Source organism: Olleya sp. Ti.3.14 (assembly GCF_038154885.1).
In the GTDB taxonomy this organism is placed as follows: Bacteria; Bacteroidota; Bacteroidia; order Flavobacteriales; family Flavobacteriaceae; genus Olleya.
On sequence record NZ_JBAKAO010000004.1, the window covers coordinates 54,416 to 72,845 of the forward strand.

General features: G+C 30.8%; 15 protein-coding genes. 7 read left to right on the forward strand and 8 right to left on the reverse strand.

Annotated features, from left to right (window positions below; all coding sequences use genetic code 11):
- Window positions 1-142 precede the first annotated feature (142 nt).
- Together V6251_RS07590 and V6251_RS07595 are read left to right on the forward strand one after the other, a co-directional pair.
- On the forward strand, window positions 143-832 hold the full coding sequence (locus V6251_RS07590) for a hypothetical protein (RefSeq protein ID WP_341587680.1): 690 nt from the start codon (window positions 143-145) through the stop codon (window positions 830-832).
- Between the two features lie 72 nt (window positions 833-904).
- Window positions 905-1,777 (forward strand): CPBP family glutamic-type intramembrane protease, encoded by an 873-nt coding sequence (locus V6251_RS07595; protein ID WP_341587681.1) that lies wholly within the window; start codon window positions 905-907, stop codon window positions 1,775-1,777.
- A gap of 120 nt (window positions 1,778-1,897) precedes the next feature.
- Here V6251_RS07595 and V6251_RS07600 read toward each other — a convergent pair whose 3' ends face one another.
- Window positions 1,898-2,659: a hypothetical protein gene (locus V6251_RS07600; RefSeq protein WP_145004648.1), complete on the reverse strand. Its 762-nt coding sequence runs from the start codon at window positions 2,657-2,659 to the stop codon at window positions 1,898-1,900.
- 61 nt (window positions 2,660-2,720) lie between these two features.
- A complete protein-coding gene (locus V6251_RS07605) occupies window positions 2,721-3,593 on the reverse strand; it encodes an AraC family transcriptional regulator (protein WP_339807596.1) in 873 nt (290 codons plus the stop codon).
- A 214-nt stretch (window positions 3,594-3,807) separates the two neighbouring features.
- Between V6251_RS07605 and V6251_RS07610 the strand changes: the two genes are divergently transcribed.
- A complete protein-coding gene (locus V6251_RS07610; RefSeq protein ID WP_341587683.1) occupies window positions 3,808-4,392 on the forward strand; it encodes a hypothetical protein in 585 nt (194 codons plus the stop codon).
- A gap of 73 nt (window positions 4,393-4,465) precedes the next feature.
- Here V6251_RS07610 and V6251_RS07615 read toward each other — a convergent pair whose 3' ends face one another.
- From V6251_RS07615 to hemH, 5 genes are read right to left on the reverse strand one after another with little or no spacing between them, the layout of a single operon-like run.
- Window positions 4,466-5,248 carry an enoyl-CoA hydratase/isomerase family protein gene (locus tag V6251_RS07615; RefSeq protein ID WP_292948798.1) on the reverse strand — a complete coding sequence of 261 codons (783 nt, stop codon included), beginning with the start codon at window positions 5,246-5,248 and terminating at the stop codon, window positions 4,466-4,468.
- Between the two features lie 11 nt (window positions 5,249-5,259).
- Entirely contained in the window at window positions 5,260-6,714 is a 1,455-nt protein-coding gene (locus tag V6251_RS07620; protein ID WP_341587684.1) for a sensor histidine kinase, read from the reverse strand.
- A 54-nt stretch (window positions 6,715-6,768) separates the two neighbouring features.
- Entirely contained in the window at window positions 6,769-7,317 is a 549-nt protein-coding gene (locus V6251_RS07625; RefSeq protein WP_099568519.1) for a CopD family protein, read from the reverse strand.
- Between the two features lie 38 nt (window positions 7,318-7,355).
- The gene (locus V6251_RS07630) at window positions 7,356-8,696 is read right to left on the reverse strand and encodes an MATE family efflux transporter (protein WP_341587685.1); all 1,341 of its coding nucleotides are present in this window, start codon (window positions 8,694-8,696) and stop codon (window positions 7,356-7,358) included.
- Window positions 8,696-9,727, reverse strand: a complete 1,032-nt coding sequence (gene hemH / locus V6251_RS07635) for a ferrochelatase (protein ID WP_341587687.1) — start codon at window positions 9,725-9,727, stop codon at window positions 8,696-8,698. Before hemH ends, V6251_RS07630 begins: the two co-directional genes overlap by 1 nt.
- 152 nt (window positions 9,728-9,879) lie before the next feature.
- Here hemH and V6251_RS07640 point away from each other — a divergent pair, with 152 nt between their 5' ends.
- Complete coding sequence (locus V6251_RS07640; RefSeq protein WP_341587688.1) at window positions 9,880-13,362, forward strand: TraB/GumN family protein; 3,483 nt, start codon at window positions 9,880-9,882, stop codon at window positions 13,360-13,362.
- 36 nt (window positions 13,363-13,398) lie between these two features.
- On the opposite strand, the gene V6251_RS07645 is transcribed toward V6251_RS07640, so the two are convergent.
- Window positions 13,399-14,292 (reverse strand): helix-turn-helix transcriptional regulator, encoded by an 894-nt coding sequence (locus V6251_RS07645; protein ID WP_145004675.1) that lies wholly within the window; start codon window positions 14,290-14,292, stop codon window positions 13,399-13,401.
- Between the two features lie 195 nt (window positions 14,293-14,487).
- On the opposite strand from V6251_RS07645, the gene hemA reads away from it, so the two are divergent.
- The 3 genes from hemA (at window position 14,488) to hemE (ending at window position 18,428) form a co-directional block, all read left to right on the forward strand.
- A complete protein-coding gene (gene hemA, locus V6251_RS07650) occupies window positions 14,488-15,750 on the forward strand; it encodes a glutamyl-tRNA reductase (RefSeq protein ID WP_145004678.1) in 1,263 nt (420 codons plus the stop codon).
- On the forward strand, window positions 15,743-17,320 hold the full coding sequence (gene hemC / locus V6251_RS07655) for a hydroxymethylbilane synthase (protein ID WP_341587689.1): 1,578 nt from the start codon (window positions 15,743-15,745) through the stop codon (window positions 17,318-17,320). The genes hemA and hemC overlap by 8 nt, the downstream gene beginning before the upstream one ends.
- 79 nt (window positions 17,321-17,399) lie before the next feature.
- Window positions 17,400-18,428, forward strand: coding sequence for a uroporphyrinogen decarboxylase (gene hemE, locus V6251_RS07660; RefSeq protein WP_339807587.1), 1,029 nt, complete (start codon window positions 17,400-17,402; stop codon window positions 18,426-18,428).
- Window positions 18,429-18,430 lie beyond the last annotated feature (2 nt).

The following is an 18,430-nucleotide window of genomic DNA, read 5'->3' on the forward strand; positions in this document are numbered from 1 at the left end:
AAAAAATTGATTAAGTCGTTTTTTTTTTTACTATTGTTTAAGTTATTAAAATAAAGATTAAAAAATCTACTTTATTTTTAAATCTAATATCGCGCGATAAAATCAAACAAAATGAAAAACTTTAATTATTAAATTTAACAAAATGAAAAAAAATAAATATATCAAAGGTATTATACTTGTATTTTGTCTGTCGTTATTGACAGTTGGATGCACTACAGAAAAAACAGAAACAGATGACACTCGTACAGACTTGTCACTTGAAGAAAGTTTAAAAATTGATAGAAAAGGAGTATTATCATTTCAAAACAATAATTATATAATATTCAAAGATAATAAAATTAGAAAATTTAATAATGGTAATTTTGATTATGACATTATTAGTGATTTAAAAACAGAAGTAATAAACGATAAAAAAAATGAAGATTATACAATTACTTTACATAATAGTTTAGATAATACTGAAACTTTGACATACTTTAACTTTGAAGTAATTGATGGTAATAAATTAAATTTTAGTGTTTTAGCAAGCAATGGTGTTGAATTAAATAACTTAACTTTTGAATCAGAAACTATTTTAACAAGTACAAATACAGATGATAAAAATCCAGCTTTAGATAAGTATTGTTGGACTTGTATTGAAATAATTGCTGGTTTAGTTCTTGACTCTATCATAGATGCTGTAACTTCTACAGGCAGCGGTATTGATATGACAAAAATTTGTTTAGAACAAATCAAAGCTTGTTTTCAATCTGGTGGTACTCCAACAAATATGCAGGCTTCATCTAGTTTTTTTGGTGGAGAAAGCTGTAGCTTAGATTGTATACCAAACTAAATAATGAAATTTAAATTGTTTAAAAAAAACTGGCTAATGAGCTTAGGGTTATTTTTTTTAACCCTAGGTCTATTGGCTTTATACCTCTCGCAGTCACTACCTATTTCAAGTAGCATCCAACCAAACAGTTCTTTTTTTTCAATACCATATAACTTTCTTATAATTGCAGCATTAATAATAGCTCCAATATTAGAAGAAATTACATTCCGTGGTGTATTTACTAAAAACAAAATATTAAAATGGTTTTCATTAATTGCAATAATACTATTAGTAGTTTTCAGCAATACTATTGCATTAAAAATAGTTTTTGTACCCTATATACTTTCTTTATTCTATTACAATTCTAAAAAAAACAATGTTAGTCTTAATATCTTAATTTTATTAAATGCTTTGCTGTTTTCATTTGCGCATTTAAACAATGATTATATAAATAATATCGAATATATATTTGCGCCTCTATTTATAAGATTTGCTATGGGCTTATTTTTAGTTTGGATCTGTATTAACTTTAGTATTATTAAATCTATGATTTTTCATGCTATTTGGAATCTCTGCCCAGTAGTCTTTATGAGCTATATATTATTTTTTCCAAATACTGAAATAAACCATTTTGAAAATAATGAATTAAAAGTTACTTGGAATAGAGTTAGTAAATCAACTTCCAAAGTAAATATTTTCCCTAAGACAAATAAAAATTCAATAGTCTCTGAAAGTAGTGAAGTCTTGTTTTTATTAAAATCTTTAGAATGGAGCAAAAACAAGAGTGATGGTAATTATAAATTTAATCCAATAGAACCATACATGAATTATAAATTTGATATTGAATTAAAAGATACAATTCATAAATATGAAGATTTATATAATAAAATTGAAACTTTTTTAATAGCGTCAAAATTGGTTGAACGGATTAAATTAAATACCAGTTCAGATAATAAAAATGAATAAGCTTTATGTAGACTTTTTAAAACAATTTGATGCAGAATGGGAAGGTGAGAAATAAAAAAAGGTTATTTTAAGTTAGTCAATACTAACATTAAAATAACCTTTTTTACTGATTAAATGTGCTTACTCCATATAAGTAAAAGTAGTTGTATATACACTTACGCTATCATCCTCTAAATCTGTAGACGTTACAGTTCCTGTTGAAGGGTAATTTTGAGCATCATAAACATAATTAGCAACAATCTGATAGATTGGTGTTAAATCTTCATCTTTATACGTAATTTTTTTAATGTTATTTGTAGGTAATAATAATCTAGCTTGTACAATTTCTGGTGCTTGAACATCCATACTAAAGTTTAAATCTACATTATCCAACACATCAATAATTCCGGCTGCTTCTAGCGTGTAAAAAAATGGATTTGGTGTTGCGTCGTATTCAATTTCTGCAAAATATTCCACTACACTCATTGTATTGGCAACAAAGTCAAACTCTTCTTCTAAAAATCTAATACTAACAGGATTCATGTTACTATCATATTGCAAAACTTCTCCTGTTTCAAAAGCATCATAAGGCGATTCATACAATTCTTCTACATTTAATGTTTCACCTTCTCCTGTTACATTTGTTAAGTTGTCATTGTCATAAACTAATATGCTAGTTTCTACACCATCTGTGATGTTAGCGACCTGATTATTTCCGTTATAATTAATGGTAACAGATTGGTTTTCTGAAGCATCTTGAGCAGACACAACAGACAAATTAGTGATTAATTTAACTGATGCATTTTGATTTGCTTGGTTAAATTCTTCTGTAGCAGAATCTTCGCTACAGCTCATAAAAACAGCTAAAACAGTAAGTAATGTAATTTGTAATTTTAGTTTCATAAATAAATTATTGATTGATTAAATTATTAAATAAGTCACGAAAATAACAAAATTTACAAATTTAAGACTGCACCATGGATTTTATTTCGCTTCTATATTTTGATGCGCTTTTACCAACCACTTCGTTAAAGACTTTGTTAAAATGAGAAAAGTTATTAAAACCACATTCAAAGCATATATCTGTAATACTACTTTGGCTTTCTGTTAGTAATTTTGTAGCATAAAAGACACGATATTCGTTTACAAACTGCGTAAATGTTTTTCCTGTAATCTTTTTAAAATAACGACAAAAAGCTGGCACAGTAAGACTTACCTCCTGCGCTATTTGATCTAATGTAATATGATTTTGAAAATTTTTATTAACGTATTTATAAATTTTATCAATCTTATTAGTGTCTTGCGGTTGGGTTTCAAAAACGTAACCGTTTTCATTAAGTAATGTATAATCATTGGTTATTGCCAACAATTCTAGAATTTCTAAAAGTTTAGTAATTCGCTTTATACCTTCATACTTAGGAAGCTTTTCTATTTTAGGACCTACTATTTTTTTTATTTCTGGCTTAAACAGAATTCCCTTTTTTGCGCGCTCCAACAATTGCAAAATATTTTTCATTTCTGGTAACGCATTAAGCGCATCACCTAAAAATTGAGGATGAAATTGCACTAAGGTTTCTTTTCCTTTAGAAGTTAAACGGTCTGTAAATCCATTATGTGGCAAATTGGAACCAATTAATATTAACTGACTATTATTAAAATAAGACAAGTGATTACCTATATGTCGTCTTCCTTTTCCTTTATTAACATACACCATCTCTACCTCTGGATGAAAATGCCAAAATGCATCACTTCGTTTACGTTTTTTAGTTTTTTGAACCGCAATTATAGAGCTTCCAAAACTAGGTGTAATTTTTTTAAATGTAGGTTTAGTATTCACTGCATTAAACTTTTGACAAAATTACAACAACTTATAGTATGGTTGTATGCTAATTTAGCTTTAATATGTGTTATTTTAACCTATAACGTTTTCGTAATACGTAATTAAGTTAAAATAGCATATAAAGTTGCCAAATGACTTGTTATTAAAACTACTCTTCTATATTAACTTTGCACCTGTAATCCTTAAAAAGATTTAGATTATGAAAAAAATTATGAAACACATTTTAGCTTTAGCAATCGTATTTGCTACGCTAAGCAGCAACGCAACAGAAGCCGTAACTTTTACAAACAAAGAGGACGGAAAAACGTTATTAATGTTTGAAAACGTTAGCCAAGGTGATCAATTATTAGTTAAAGATGCTTTTGGAATTATTTTATATAAAGAGGCTATCGAAAAAAGCGGTCAATATAATAAGTCATTTGATTTGACATCTTTACCTGATGGAAGTTATATTTTTGAATTAGATAAAAAACATCAAATTAGAACTTACCCATTTAAAGTAGATTTATCTGTAGTTACTTTTAATAAAGCTAAATTAACGGTAATTAATAAACCTGTGGTTAGCGCTAAAAACAATATGGTGTATGTAACATCATACAACCAAAACCCTACAGATTATAAAATTGAAATTTTTTACAACACTAACGGAAGCTATTTTGAAAAAATACATACCGAAACCGTTAAAGATGCTATCAATTTTGGTAAAAAATTCAAATTATTAGAAGATAAAAAAGAAGATTATAAAGTCGTTATTACTTACGAAGGACGCACATTTACATCAATTGTCAACTTTTAGTATTAGTATCCAAAAAACAAAAAAGACGCAATAATGCGTCTTTTTTTTTGTTTAATATTTAGAAAGCTATTTTTTAGTTTCCAGGAAAATCTGCTTTACGTTTTTCTAAAAAGGCAGTTGTACCTTCTTTAAAGTCTGCTGTACCAAAACAAGCACCAAATTCCTTAATTTCTATATCAAATCCATTAACACCATCTGTGTAGTTAGCATTTATTGCTTGAATAGCTTTACCAATTGCTACGCTAGAATTACGCATAATTTTACTTGCTATTTTTTCGGCAAGAGGTATTAATTCTTCTAAAGCTACAACGTGATTAACTAACCCATAATTTAATGCTGTATCAGCATCAATCATTCCTGCAGTCATAACCATTTCCATTGCACGACCTTTACCAACTAATTGTGGTAAACGTTGCGTACCACCATAACCAGGTATTACACCTAAGCTTACTTCTGGCAATCCCATTTTTGCGTTATCACTGGCAATTCTAAAATGTGCAGCCATCGCCAACTCTAATCCTCCACCAAGCGCAAAACCATTGACAGCTGCAATTACAGGAGTTTGTAAATTTTGAACAAAGTCAAATAACATTTCCTGACCAAGCGCTGCTAATTTACCACCATTTTCTACTGTAAAATTTGCAAACTCGCTAATATCTGCTCCTGCTACAAATGCTTTTTCTCCACTTCCGGTTATAATAATCACCTTAGTGTCTGCGTCTTTATTTGCATTATCAAATGCATGATGAAGCTCAGTAATAGTAGCCTTATTTAACGCATTTAATTTTGAAGGTCTATTAATTGAAATAGTTGTTATTCCGTTTGCTGTTTTAGTAAGTATGTTTTCGAAATTCATATGTAAATGTTTTAATATTCTTTTGGAAATGAAACCGTAAAGGTTGTTCCAACATCTTTAACAGATGTAAAGGTAATTGTTCCTTGATAGGTTTCTACTATATTTTTTACCATTGCCAAACCAAGACCCATTCCGCTAGACTTTGTTGTAAATTTTGGCTCAAACACTTTGTCTTTATTTTGATCAGAAATACCTATTCCGTTATCCGAAATAGTTAAAACAACGCGATTATTATCCTCAATTACTTTTACAATAATTTGAGGTATCCTATCATCTGGAATGGCTTGTATGGCATTTTTAACCAAATTAGTAATCACTCTAATTAATTGAGTACGATCAAATTTGGCAATAATTTCGTCTTTTTCTGGTGCAAACTGGATATAATCTTCATTAAAAATATCCAACGCTAAGTCTACAATTTTAACCACATCAAGTAGTTCGTTTTGTTGTGCTGGCATTTTAGCAAAATTAGAAAAAGCACCTGCAATTGCACTCATAGTATCAATTTGCTGTATTAGTGTTTTACTATACTCATCCAATTTTTGTACTATATCTGGATCTTCTGGATTAAACTTACGCTGAAAACTTTGAACCGTTAAACGCATTGGTGTTAATGGATTTTTAATCTCATGAGCTACCTGTTTAGCCATTTCTCTCCAAGCTTGTTCCCGCTCGCTTTTAGCAAGCTTAACAGCACTTTCTTCTAACTGATCAATCATGCTATTATATGCCTTTACTAAAGTAGAGATTTCTTCTGTTGTGCTTTCAATTTCTATCTTTTCATTACGTTTTTCTAAACGTGTTTGATTCATTTTATCACTAATAGTTTTTAATGTTTTAGTTATATATTTTGACAAAAAATAAGCTAAAACAATCGCTATAATTAACATTAAAAGGTAGGCATATCCCAAACGCTCAAAAAATTCATTTAACTCTTTAGATAAAAAGTCATCATTTTCTAAATAAGGTAAATTTAATATAGCTAATGGTTTAAATTTCTCATCGACAATGTAGGTATAAGACGATCTAAAACTTTCTCCTTTTTCTTCTCTTAACTCGACAAATCTATGAGTAGTAGTATTAGATAATGTATTAAGCGCTTCCGCTTTTACGCATTTTTCTGCAATATCATAAGGCAATGCTGCTTTGGAAGAAATTAGTAAGGACCCTTCTAAATCGTACAAGTTAACCTGAAGTCCATGTACGTTAGCTATTTTATAGATTTCATCTTTAAAAATTAAGGGTAACTTTTCTGGAACCACCTCAAAAGAGGTTTCTTTAATAATAAAGTTAATGTGACGTTTAATACTAATTTCTTTTCTTTCTAAACGTAACTTATGGTAATCTTGAGTTTCTTCGCTATACTGGTAAGCAGCAACTAGCGCAATTAAAATGGATGCCAAAAGAACCAAAAAAATCATCGCAAAAAAGATGCGAAGTCGTAAAGAAAGTCTAGTAATTTTCATTGTTTAAATATAACAATAATCACACCAAAAACATAAGATTTAACAACGCTTAGATTAAGCTTTTGGATTTTTCTCCCTGATGCGCTTATAAACCTTAAAGCCTAACATAAGCAAAACCCCTAAAACAAAAATACCTATAACGCCAAACATCCAATTTATGGCACTTTTAAGTATTACTAAAAAGACAACTGCAAAAAGAATAAATGTGGCACCTTCATTATACATACGCATAAAATTTGAAGATTTTTTAACCACATCATTTTGTAATTGTTTAAAATAAACATGTGTTTGAAATTGATATAAAAATAACAATACCACAAAGGTTAACTTAACATGCATCCAAGGTTGCTGCAACCAAAACGGTTGTAAAATTAATAACCAAACTGCAAAAATTGTAGCTAATATAGCACTAGGCCAAGTAATAATAAACCATAAGCGTTTAGCCATAAGTTTTAACTGCTCTCCTAAAATTTCTTTATCTGGAGAGGGTTTATAAAAGGCTTCTATTTGATAAACAAATAATCTTGGTATATAAAATAAACCAGCAAACCACGTGACTACAAATATGAGATGTAACGATTTAATGTAATTATAGTACTCCATAGTTTTTTTTAAAATAACTAGTTAAATATAGGCAATTACTAATTTAGTTTAAGCTTTACTTCCCTACGTAAAAAGAAAGCGGTTACGATTGTAGATAAAATGTCCGAAATTGGAAAGGACACCCAAATACCAAATTCGCCAAAATACATTGGTAATATATACATTAAAGGAATAAAGAAAATAGCCTGTCTTGTTAATGTTAAGAATAACGCAGGTAAAGCCTTCCCTACTGCCTGAAAATAAGCAGCTCCAATTAACTGAATTGCTAATATAGGAATGGCAGCAAAAGCCCAACGCATATTGTTTGGTGTAACTTTTAAAACCTGTATATCTGTTGTAAATAATTTAGTAATAGCTTCTGGAAACAACATTAAAATAGCAAAAACTATAGTTGCTAAAATAGTCGCGTATTTAATAGCAACATAAATTACCTGTTTAACACGATCGTACTGCTCTGAACCGAAGTTATATCCTGCAATAGGAATAAACCCTTGCGTAATTCCAAACACAGGAAATAACGCAAACATACTCATCCTTCCTACAATTGCATATGCTGTTACAGATGTTTCGCCACCAAAATCAAACAACGCATTATTAACTAGTAAAAAAGTAACACTAACTACAGCTTGTCTTGATAGGGTTACAAAACCTAACGAACCGATTTCGGTGACTATTTTTTTATGTAATTTAAAATGAGAAACGTTTATTTTTAATTCAGAATTATCTGATAAAAAATACCAGAAAATAAACAAAAATGACACGATATATGAACCTGTTGTAGCCCAAGCAGCACCAGACATTCCCATATCTAATACTCCAATAAAAATATAATCCAATACTAAATTTCCAACAGAAGGAATTAGCATAGCATACATTGCAAATTTAGGTTTGCCTTCTGCACGTATAACACTATTACCCATCATTACAAATCCCAACACAGGAACTCCATACAGGATAATCTCATAATACACTTTTGCTGGATCAAAAATAGCACCTTTACCTCCAAAAGCAGGAATTAATTGGTCTACAAAATAAAGCCCAAAAGCAGAAAAACTTACAGTAAATAATAATGTTAAAGAGACTTGATTACCAAAGGTTTTTAAAGCTTTTTCTTTATTGTCTGCACCTAAAGCTCGAGAAATAATTGAAGAGCCTCCAATACCAATACTCATACCTAAGGCAGCAATAAAAAAAGAGACTGGTAGCACAACATTTATAGCTGCAATTGCTGTAGACCCAATCCATTGACCAACAAAAATAGTATCCACTAAAATATTTAGTGACATTACCAAAATACCAATAGATGCAGGCACTGCTTGTTTTATCAAGAGTTTGCTTATGGCTTCTGTCCCTAAGTTTGAAGATTTGTTTGTCTGCATTATCCCTTAACAGCAGTTTTAGACCAATCGTTAATCCAATCTGCTAATAAGTTTACCCAATTTTGATCTGTATTTAAACAAGGTATTGTTGTAAAGCCTTCTCCTCCAACTTCATGAAAAATTTCTTCTCCTTCCATTGCTATTTCTTCTAAAGTCTCTAAACAATCGCTAACAAAAGCAGGTGTAACAATCGCCATGTTTTTTATGCCTTGTTTACCTAAACGTTCTATAGTACGATCTGTATAAGGTTGTAACCATGGATCAAAACCTAATCTAGATTGAAACGAGGTAGAATACGTATTGTCTTCCAAACCTAAATATTGTCCAACTAATCTAGTAACCTCTTTACATTGATGTCTATAACAAAACTCATGTGCTTTACTTGCGGTTTCGCAACAACTACCATCAATTTTACAATGTCCATTAGTAATATCGCTTTTTCTAATATGACGCTCTGGAACACCATGATACGAGAATAATAAATGCTCGTAATTTTTACCTTGTAAATGTCCTTTAATAGACTCGGCTAACACTTTAATATAATCTGTCTTATTATAAAAAGCCGGTAAACTATCAATTTTTAAATTAGGAAAATTGGCTTGTCTAACCTCCTCTGCTAACACCAAAATGGTTTCGGTAGTTGCCATAGCAAATTGAGGGTATAACGGAATTAAAAAGACGTCTTCCACACCTTTATCAACCAATTCTTGAAGCCCTTTTTTAATAGTCATACTTCCGTAACGCATAGCTAGAGCTACCGGAAAGTCTACTTTTTCCTGAACCTTTTCTTGTAACTGCTCTGAAAGCACAATTAATGGTGACCCATTATCCCACCAAATTTTCTGGTAAGCTTTTGCACTTTGTTTAGGTCTAGTGTTTAAAATTATTCCTTTAACTAAAAGCGTCCTAGCCCAAAGCGGAACATCTATAACACGCTCGTCCATTAAAAATTCTCCCAAATAAGTTTTAACATCTTTTGGAGTCGGACTTTCTGGTGACCCTAAATTTACAAGTAGTATTCCTTTTTTCATCTGTTATCTTTTTCAGATGCAAAAATACAACTCTAATTTAAAATATATAATAAACTTAAGACGTTGATTATACTTATAGCTTATTATAATATAATCAAAATCTTTCAGTTAAAATTAAGTTTGATATATTTACGAGTAGATATTAATAATATATGAAAAATTACATATTTGCACTTTTCTGTGCAATTTCATTTACCTCACTTTCACAAAATCAAAATAACCAACAAAGTTTGCTTTGGGAAATCTCTGGAAACAATTTAACTAAATCGTCATATATTTATGGCACAATGCACGTTAGTGCAAAAGTTGCTTTTAGACTAGATGATGTTTTTTTTAAGGCTTTAGAAAATAGTGAGAGCATTGCTTTAGAGTCTGACCCTTCCACTTGGTTAGCTTTTAATTACCAGACAACGACTTTAACTCCTCAAAATTACTCTCAGAGTTATGACAAAAATTTTTACTCAACACTTTTTGGAATAGAACATCCAGAGGAAGTTGCTATTAGAGGCAGTATAAGATCTGATAACAGAATGATTAATGGTTATCTGTATCGTAAAGATGGTTATGCCGATAATTTTGAAGAAGAAACCTACTTGGATATGTTTATTTATCAAGCTGGTAAAAAGAAAAATAAAGCCATTTATAGCTTAGAAGATATTGAAGAGTCTCGTTATTTAGTCTCTAAAGCGCAACGCAATGCTAGAAAAAACAAAATTGACCCATGGTTAACTAAATTATACGAAAAAGAAAACCCTTACTTAGTTCAAGAAAACACCTATAGAGATCGCAATTTAGCCTTATTAGACTCTATTGGAGTTGCTTCTAACACTGAGTATTTTAGAGAAAACATGTTGTACATACGCAATGCCAACATGGTACATGTTTTAGACTCATTAATGCAATCACAATCCGTATTTGCAGGTGTTGGTGCTGCACATTTACCAGGAAATAAAGGGATGCTTAAAATGCTTAAAAACAAAGGTTACACAGTAAAACCTTTGCTATCTAAACAAACGAACGTCGCACAAACTAAAAAAGAACAAATTGAAACATTTATTGCACCAACTAGCATTACAAAACAAAGTACACCTGACGGTTTTTTAACCCTAAAGGCTTTTACAGAACTTTATGAGTTTTATTATGGTGGTCAAAAATATTACATATCACCAGACATGACCAATGGTGCGTATTTAACTATTAGTAGGTTTAATACTTTTGATTATTTACCAAACGACAAAGAAATTTCTTTAGATAGATTAGATAATTTTTTATTTGAGGATATTCCTGGAGATATTATCAAAAAAGAAATACTATCCAATCCGTATCCAGGTATTAGTATTTTAAACAAAACTAAAAAAGGTGACTATCAAAAATATCATATATACAAAACACCTTTAGAAGTAGTCGTGATAAAATTTGCTGGTCAAAAAGAGTATGTTTTAAAAAATGAAGCACCAATATTTAAATCTATAAAATTTAAAACACCAACAAATACATTAACAACCTTTACCTCTGCTTACAACAAATACAAGGTTAATTTTCCAGAATACCATACCACAGATAACGTGCAAAATGCAGGACAAAAATTAATCCAAGGTAAAATAAAAGACGATTATTATTTTGTAAAAGAAGTCGCTTTTAACGATGTTTACTATATTGAAGAAGATAAATTTGAAGCTAAATATATTGTTACCAACTTTTTCAAAGATTTTGAAATTGAAGATTCTACTGGAGAGTACAAAAACAACAAATATTACAGTTATGAAGGTGTAGCAAAAAAGGACTCAACGTCTTTAGAAAACATCCACTTAAAAAGCATAGTAAAAGACGGAAGCTACTTTTTATTAGGCTACATTGGTACTGATAAAGACTTAGCAGATAACTTTTTTAAATCCTTTAAATTTACATCTATTAATCAGGAAGGGTTTACAAAAATAATTGACACATCGTTACATTTTTCTGTAGTCACTAACACAAAATCAACACCTCCATACGACTATTACAGCTATAGTACACCTAAAGATTACGAAGAAAAAACTAAGCGCACCACTTACTATTCAAAATCAAATGAGCAAGTATACGTAAGCAAACTAAAATTTCATGATTTGCAGATGTACAAAAATGTAGATAGCCTATGGAATGAAATTGATGCAGAATTAAAAGCTGTTGAAAAAATTGACGGATTCAAAAAATATAACATTTCTGACAAGAAAAAGTACAAAAAAGATAATCAGTATGTTTATGAGTACACCTTAAAAGACTCGTTAAGTGCAAAAGCAATCTTAGTAAAAAACATACTTAATAAAGGTGCTCTTTTTGAAATTAAAAGCCTAACAGATACGCTTTCTAAACCAACACCTTTTATCGCTAATTTTTATAATACATTTCAACCCTTAGACACGTTGTTAGGAGAATCTGTTTTTAGTGACAAAACTGAACGTTTTTTTAAAGCACTACGTGATAATGACAGCATAGTATTTAAAGCAAAAAATAAAGTAAAGTTTAATAAATCTAACGCAAGCACTATGATAGATTTGATTAAAAACTTTGATTTTCCGGATAATAAAGAAGATTTTAAAACTTTTTTAATTTCAGAATTAGCAAAACTTGAAGACCCTAGAACAGATGCTTTTTTAAATAATTTATACGAAGAGTCTTACTCTAAACCTGATATTCAAAACACTATTTTAAGGTCACTTTTAAATAAATCAACAAAAAAATCTTATGCTACTTTTTTAGACCTACTTAACAAAGACCTACCCTTAAGTGGATCTATTAGCTCAATGTTTTATAATTATAACGACTCGTTAGCGCTAAAAAAAACACTTTTTCCTGACCTATTGGAGTATACATCAATTGAGGAATATAAAGAGCCTATTTACGAGCTGTTAGCAAAACTAAAAGACAGTAGTGTTATTAAAACAAAAGCATATAAAAAATACAGAAAGCAATTAATAAAAGATGGTAAAATAGAAGTTAAACGAAGCCTAAAATCTAAAGCAAGTTATAATTACAGATCTTATAGTAGCTCATTATATGCTTTTGTAAAATTAATTTTTCCGTTTAGAAAAGAAGCCGAAGCTAAAAACTTTTTTAACAAACTATTAGATAGCGACAATGTCACTGCGCTTACAACATATTATGTATTACTAGAAGAAGCTGGAGAAGCAATACCAGAAAAATTAAAAGAAAAAACAATAGACGACTATAAAAACCAGGCCAACCTAGTAGACAAAATGTATCGCAAAAAGCTATACAAACCGTATCTAACAGAAAAAATTAGTCAAGAAATGTATGCTAAATCTAGTTTGTTTGGAAACACGACCATCGAAAAAGAAAGAGATTCTATTCATTTTTTAGGCAAAAAAACCTTTAAAACAGACGACGATCAAGAAGGAGACATGTATTTTTATCTGTTAGTACAAAAAGAGGATAAGGATGAAACCAAACGTTTATATTATGCAGGATTTTTAAAATCTAAAACAAAAGACAGACTCCAGACCGAAGTCTATTACGACTCTGGTTACAGTGGTAATTATATCGATCAAAACGAGGAAGAAGATAAATTAATGAAAGATGTTTTAGACCTAGTTATCCATAAAAACCGCAGACGACTGGACGATAATGGTTACTAAACAAACAAAAAGCGCTTAATAAATTAAGCGCTTTTTTTATATGGACTGTATGTACTTTTTAGGAGTAATCCCGTACTTTTTTTTAAAAGCAGCAATAAAATGGCTAGCTGTACTATATCCAACACGCAAACCAACCTCGTTGACATTGTGCGAACCTGTCTCTAAAAGCTTTCTTGCAACCTCCATTTTATAATCAAACAAAAAACTAAAAACAGAGTCTCCATAAATCTGTTTAAATCCTTCTTTTAATTTTTTAAGCGATAAATTTATTTCTTCAGACAGTTCTTGTAAAGTTGGTGGCTCTGCCATTCTAGCAATTACAATATCTTTGGCTTGTTTAATTTTAGCAACATTAGATTCATCTACTAAAAAGGGACACTGATCAATGTTTGCATCCTCTCCTCTATTAAAATACAAGCTAAGTAACTCATATGCTTTCCCTTTAAAATACAAAGTTTTAATAGATGAGTTTAAGTTATAATTAATAATTTGATTTAATGCAATAGCCATAGATGGCGATATCTTTCCATCCTTATAATATTTTTTATCCTTATTATCACTACTTAAAAACGTGATATAATCGGCTTCTTGAGAAAACAAACCATGAAACTTTTTTATAGATATTAAAACAGAAACCAACCAACAATCAGGCTTTACATGTAGATTAATAGGCAAGTCCTTTTGCGGATTATAAAGCAGCAATGAGGTTTCTTCAGCAATATTTAAAACGTAGTTACCATTGTTAAATATAAAGTCACTATTACCCTTTAAACAAAAATGAAATTGAATAAAACCACTATCAATAAAGCGCTCAACAATCTGATTATTAGACGTTTCATTTTGATAAGTTAAAACAAAAACATCCTGATCAACCTGTGTTTCGTTAAACGAACCTTCAGCGACATTTTTAAGATCTTTAATAAGTGCCATAAAATTATTTTATTTAGATTGATTCTAAACAACAAGCTTTAAAACCATTGATTTCGCTACAAAAATATGATAAATATCATTGTTACGTTAAAATAACGATTAAAAAACCACAATCGTTATTAAAAGTTCTTTTAGCGTTACTTTTTAAATAATATACAACATAAATTTGCTAACAATAAAGTCCCAGTCAGGTAAATGGAGCACTATCACATGTCAACAGGCACATATTTTTACGCGTTAGGTTTAAGCTATAAAAAGGCAGATGCAGAAATTAGAGGTCATTTTAGTTTAGATGAATCTTCTAAAGAAGCCCTTTTAAACCAAGCTAGATCAAACGGAGTAGAAAGCCTAATCGTAACGTCAACTTGCAACCGTACAGAAATTTACGGTTTTGCAGAACATCCATATCAATTAATTCAACTATTGTGCGATAACACAAAAGGAACTGTTGAAGAGTTTCAAAAATTTGCATATATCTATAAAGGCAAAGAAGCTATTTCACATTTATTCAGAGTTGGTTCTGGATTAGACAGCCAAATTTTAGGAGATTTTGAAATAATTGGACAACTTAAAAAAAGTACTATCGAGTCTAAAAAACATGGCTTACTAAACCCTTTTATTGAGCGTTTAGTAAACTCTGTAATTCAAGCAAGCAAACGCATTAAAACCGAAACCGAAATTTCTTCTGGTGCAACAAGCGTATCTTTTGCTTCTGTTCAATACATTTTAAATACTATTGAAGACGTAACCAACAAAAACATACTATTATTTGGTACTGGTAAAATTGGACGTAATACCTGCGAAAATTTAGTAAAACATACTAAAAACGAGCAAATCACATTAATAAACCGTACCAAAGGAAAAGCAGAAGCTGTTGCTGGTAAATTTAATTTGGTAGTTAAGGATTATGCCAACCTACAAGAAGAAATAAATGAGGCTGACATTTTAATTGTAGCTACTGGAGCGCAAAACCCGACGGTTGATAAACAACTAATTCAATCTAAAAAAGACTTATTAATTTTAGATTTATCTATTCCTAAAAACGTAGACGAAAACGTAACAGATTTACCTAACGTAAAACGCATACATTTAGACGATTTATCGCAAATTACCGATGAGACTTTAGAGCGCAGAAAACTACAAATACCTTTAGCAGAAAGTATTATTGAAGATATAAAAGCAGACTTTATTGGATGGTTAGAAACTAGAAAGTTTGCTCCAACAATCAAGGCATTAAAACATAAACTACAAGGTTTTAAAAATGCCGAGTTAGATACGCAACGCAAAAAAATGGCTAACTTTAACGAAGAACAAGCCGAAATTATAAGTAATAAAATTATTCAAAAAATAACCAATCATTTCGCTCATCATTTAAAAGATGATGCTTTCTCAACAGACGAAAGTTTGGAATTAATAAAAAAAGTGTTTCAATTAGAAAACACCGCAAAGCATGTCTAAAATAATTAGAATCGGAACTCGTGATAGCGAGTTAGCTTTATATCAAGCAAAAGCAGTACAAAGTCAATTACAAGCATTAGGCCATCAAACCTTATTAGTCCCTATAAAATCTACAGGAGACATCGTACTTGACAAACCACTTTACGAGTTAGGAATTACAGGAATTTTTACACGCACTTTAGATATTGCCATGCTAAATGGAGATATTGATATTGCAGTACATTCCCTAAAAGATGTACCAACACTACTGCCAAATGGTATTGTACAAGCTGCAGTATTAAAACGTGGTAATGTTAGGGACACTTTAGTCTTTAAAAACAACGAAGAGTTTTTAGGGTCAAGAGAGGCAACCATAGCAACCGGAAGTTTACGTAGACGTGCACAATGGTTAAACCGTTTTCCAACACACACCTTAGTAGATTTAAGAGGAAATGTAAACACTAGATTACAAAAACTAGAAGATAGCGATTGGAATGGAGCTATTTTTGCAGCTGCAGGTATTGGGCGTTTAGACTTAAGACCAGAAGACGCTGTTAATTTAGATTGGATGATTCCTGCGCCTGCACAAGGTGCAATTATGATTGCTGCTTTGGCTGACGATGAAGAAACCTTAGCAATCTTATCAGAAATAAATCATCAAGAAACTGAAATTTGCACCACAATAGAACGTGCTTTTTTAAACAAACTTGAAGGTGGTTGCACTGCTCCAATTGGTGCTTTAGCCTTTATTAAAGATGAAGAGCTAACTTTTGAAGGGATACTTTTAAGCAAAGACGGAACTAAAAAAATACAGGTTAAACGCGTTAAAGCAGTAGGAGAACATCATGATATTGCAGAATGGTGTGCCAATTACATTTTAGATCGTGGTGGTAATCGTTTAATGGACGAGCTTAAAGAGTCTCATATACCAACAAACATCTATTCTACCAAATCATTAACTGAAGATCAACGCTTTTTATTTAACGAAAAAGTAAAAGCAGAAAGCTCTGATTTTGTAAAGATTAGTTTAAATAGAATACACCCAAGATTTGTTAAAAACGAAATAAAAAACGTAGTTATAACTAGCCAAAATGCTGTTGAAGCATTATTAAATAATTATTCTGCCATAGAGCTTCAATTTAAAAACATATACTGTGTAGGACGTCGTACCAAAAAAATGATTGAAAAGCGAATTGGTAAAGTCACTCACACTGAAAAAAACGCAAAAAAACTAGCGCAATATTTAGTAGATTTTATGGAAGGTACAGAAGTAACATACTTTTGCAGCGACTTAAGACTAGATGATTTACCATCTATCTTAAAAGAAAACAATATCACAGTTAACGAGATTGAAGCTTATCAAACAAAGCTAGATAGCATTAGTCTTCCAGAAAGTATTGAAGGTGTTATGTTTTACAGCCCATCAACAGTACAGAGTTATAAAAAAGAAAATGATGTCAATGGTATTGCTTTTTGTATTGGCGAAACTACCGCTAAAGAAGCAAGCAAACATTTTAAAGATGTACGTATAGCAAAAGTACCAACGGTAGAAAGTGTAATAGAGTTAGTAAACCAACATTACATGTCATAGTCCACCAAAAGGACAACTTAAAGTATCAAGTAATAATAATTTAAAAGATTTTCCGTCTTCGCGGAAAGGACACAAGGATATGTTGAAAAACGATTTATTTTTAAGAGCATTAAAAGGAGAAACAGTAGAGCGTCCACCAGTTTGGATGATGCGTCAAGCAGGTCGTTACCTTCCAGAATTTATGGAAATAAAGGCTAAGTACGATTTTTTTACACGTTGTCAAACGCCAGAATTAGCTAGCGAAATTACTGTACAACCAATCCGTCGTTACGGTATGGATGCTGCTATTTTATTTAGTGATATTTTAGTAATTCCTCAAGCTATGAATATTGAGGTGCAAATGAAACCTAATTTTGGTCCTTATTTACCTAATCCAATTCGTACACAAAAGGACGTAGATAACGTTATAGTACCTGATGTAAAGGAAGCTTTAAACTATGTTTACGAAGCCATAAAAGCAACTAAAGAAAAACTTAACAACGAAGTGCCATTAATAGGTTTTGCAGGTTCGCCTTGGACTATCTTATGCTATTGCGTGCAAGGTCAAGGCTCTAAAAACTTTGATAAAGCTAAAGAGTTTTGTTTTACAAATCCTATCGCTGCACACCAATTGTTACAAAAAATAACAGATACAACGATTGCTTACTTAAAAGAAAAAGTAAAAGCAGGTGTTAATGCTGTACAAGTATTTGATTCTTGGGGTGGCATGTTATCTCCTGTAGATTACCAAGAGTTTTCTTGGCAATACATTCAACAAATAATAGATGCATTAAAGGACGAAACACCTGTTATTGCATTTGGTAAAGGTTGTTGGTTTGCATTAGAAGAAATGTCTAAATCTGGAGCATCTGCTTTAGGTGTAGACTGGACATGTTCTGCTAAAAATGCACGATATTTAACTGGAGGAAACATCACGCTTCAAGGAAATTTTGATCCAACAAGATTATTCTCTCCTCCTGCAGAAATTAAAAAAATGGTACACCAAATGATAAACGATTTTGGTAAAGATAAATACATTGTAAACCTTGGGCATGGTATTTTACCAAACATACCATTAGAAAATGCTAAAGCATTTATAGACGCTGTAAAAGAGTATAAAGCGGATTAAAA

What these genes read in the sequence shown, in the direction of transcription:
- V6251_RS07590 (WP_341587680.1), top strand. Translation starts at nt 143, where the DNA reads ATGAAAAAAAATAAATATATCAAAGGTATTATACTTGTATTTTGTCTG.
- V6251_RS07600 (WP_145004648.1), bottom strand. Translation starts at nt 2,659, where the DNA reads ATGAAACTAAAATTACAAATTACATTACTTACTGTTTTAGCTGTTTTT.
- V6251_RS07610 (WP_341587683.1), top strand. Translation starts at nt 3,808, where the DNA reads ATGAAACACATTTTAGCTTTAGCAATCGTATTTGCTACGCTAAGCAGC.
- V6251_RS07615 (WP_292948798.1), bottom strand. Translation starts at nt 5,248, where the DNA reads ATGAATTTCGAAAACATACTTACTAAAACAGCAAACGGAATAACAACT.
- V6251_RS07620 (WP_341587684.1), bottom strand. Translation starts at nt 6,714, where the DNA reads ATGAAAATTACTAGACTTTCTTTACGACTTCGCATCTTTTTTGCGATG.
- V6251_RS07625 (WP_099568519.1), bottom strand. Translation starts at nt 7,317, where the DNA reads ATGGAGTACTATAATTACATTAAATCGTTACATCTCATATTTGTAGTC.
- V6251_RS07630 (WP_341587685.1), bottom strand. Translation starts at nt 8,696, where the DNA reads ATGCAGACAAACAAATCTTCAAACTTAGGGACAGAAGCCATAAGCAAA.
- hemH (WP_341587687.1), bottom strand. Translation starts at nt 9,727, where the DNA reads ATGAAAAAAGGAATACTACTTGTAAATTTAGGGTCACCAGAAAGTCCG.
- V6251_RS07640 (WP_341587688.1), top strand. Translation starts at nt 9,880, where the DNA reads ATGAAAAATTACATATTTGCACTTTTCTGTGCAATTTCATTTACCTCA.
- V6251_RS07645 (WP_145004675.1), bottom strand. Translation starts at nt 14,292, where the DNA reads ATGGCACTTATTAAAGATCTTAAAAATGTCGCTGAAGGTTCGTTTAAC.
- hemA (WP_145004678.1), top strand. Translation starts at nt 14,488, where the DNA reads ATGGAGCACTATCACATGTCAACAGGCACATATTTTTACGCGTTAGGT.
- hemC (WP_341587689.1), top strand. Translation starts at nt 15,743, where the DNA reads ATGTCTAAAATAATTAGAATCGGAACTCGTGATAGCGAGTTAGCTTTA.
- hemE (WP_339807587.1), top strand. Translation starts at nt 17,400, where the DNA reads ATGTTGAAAAACGATTTATTTTTAAGAGCATTAAAAGGAGAAACAGTA.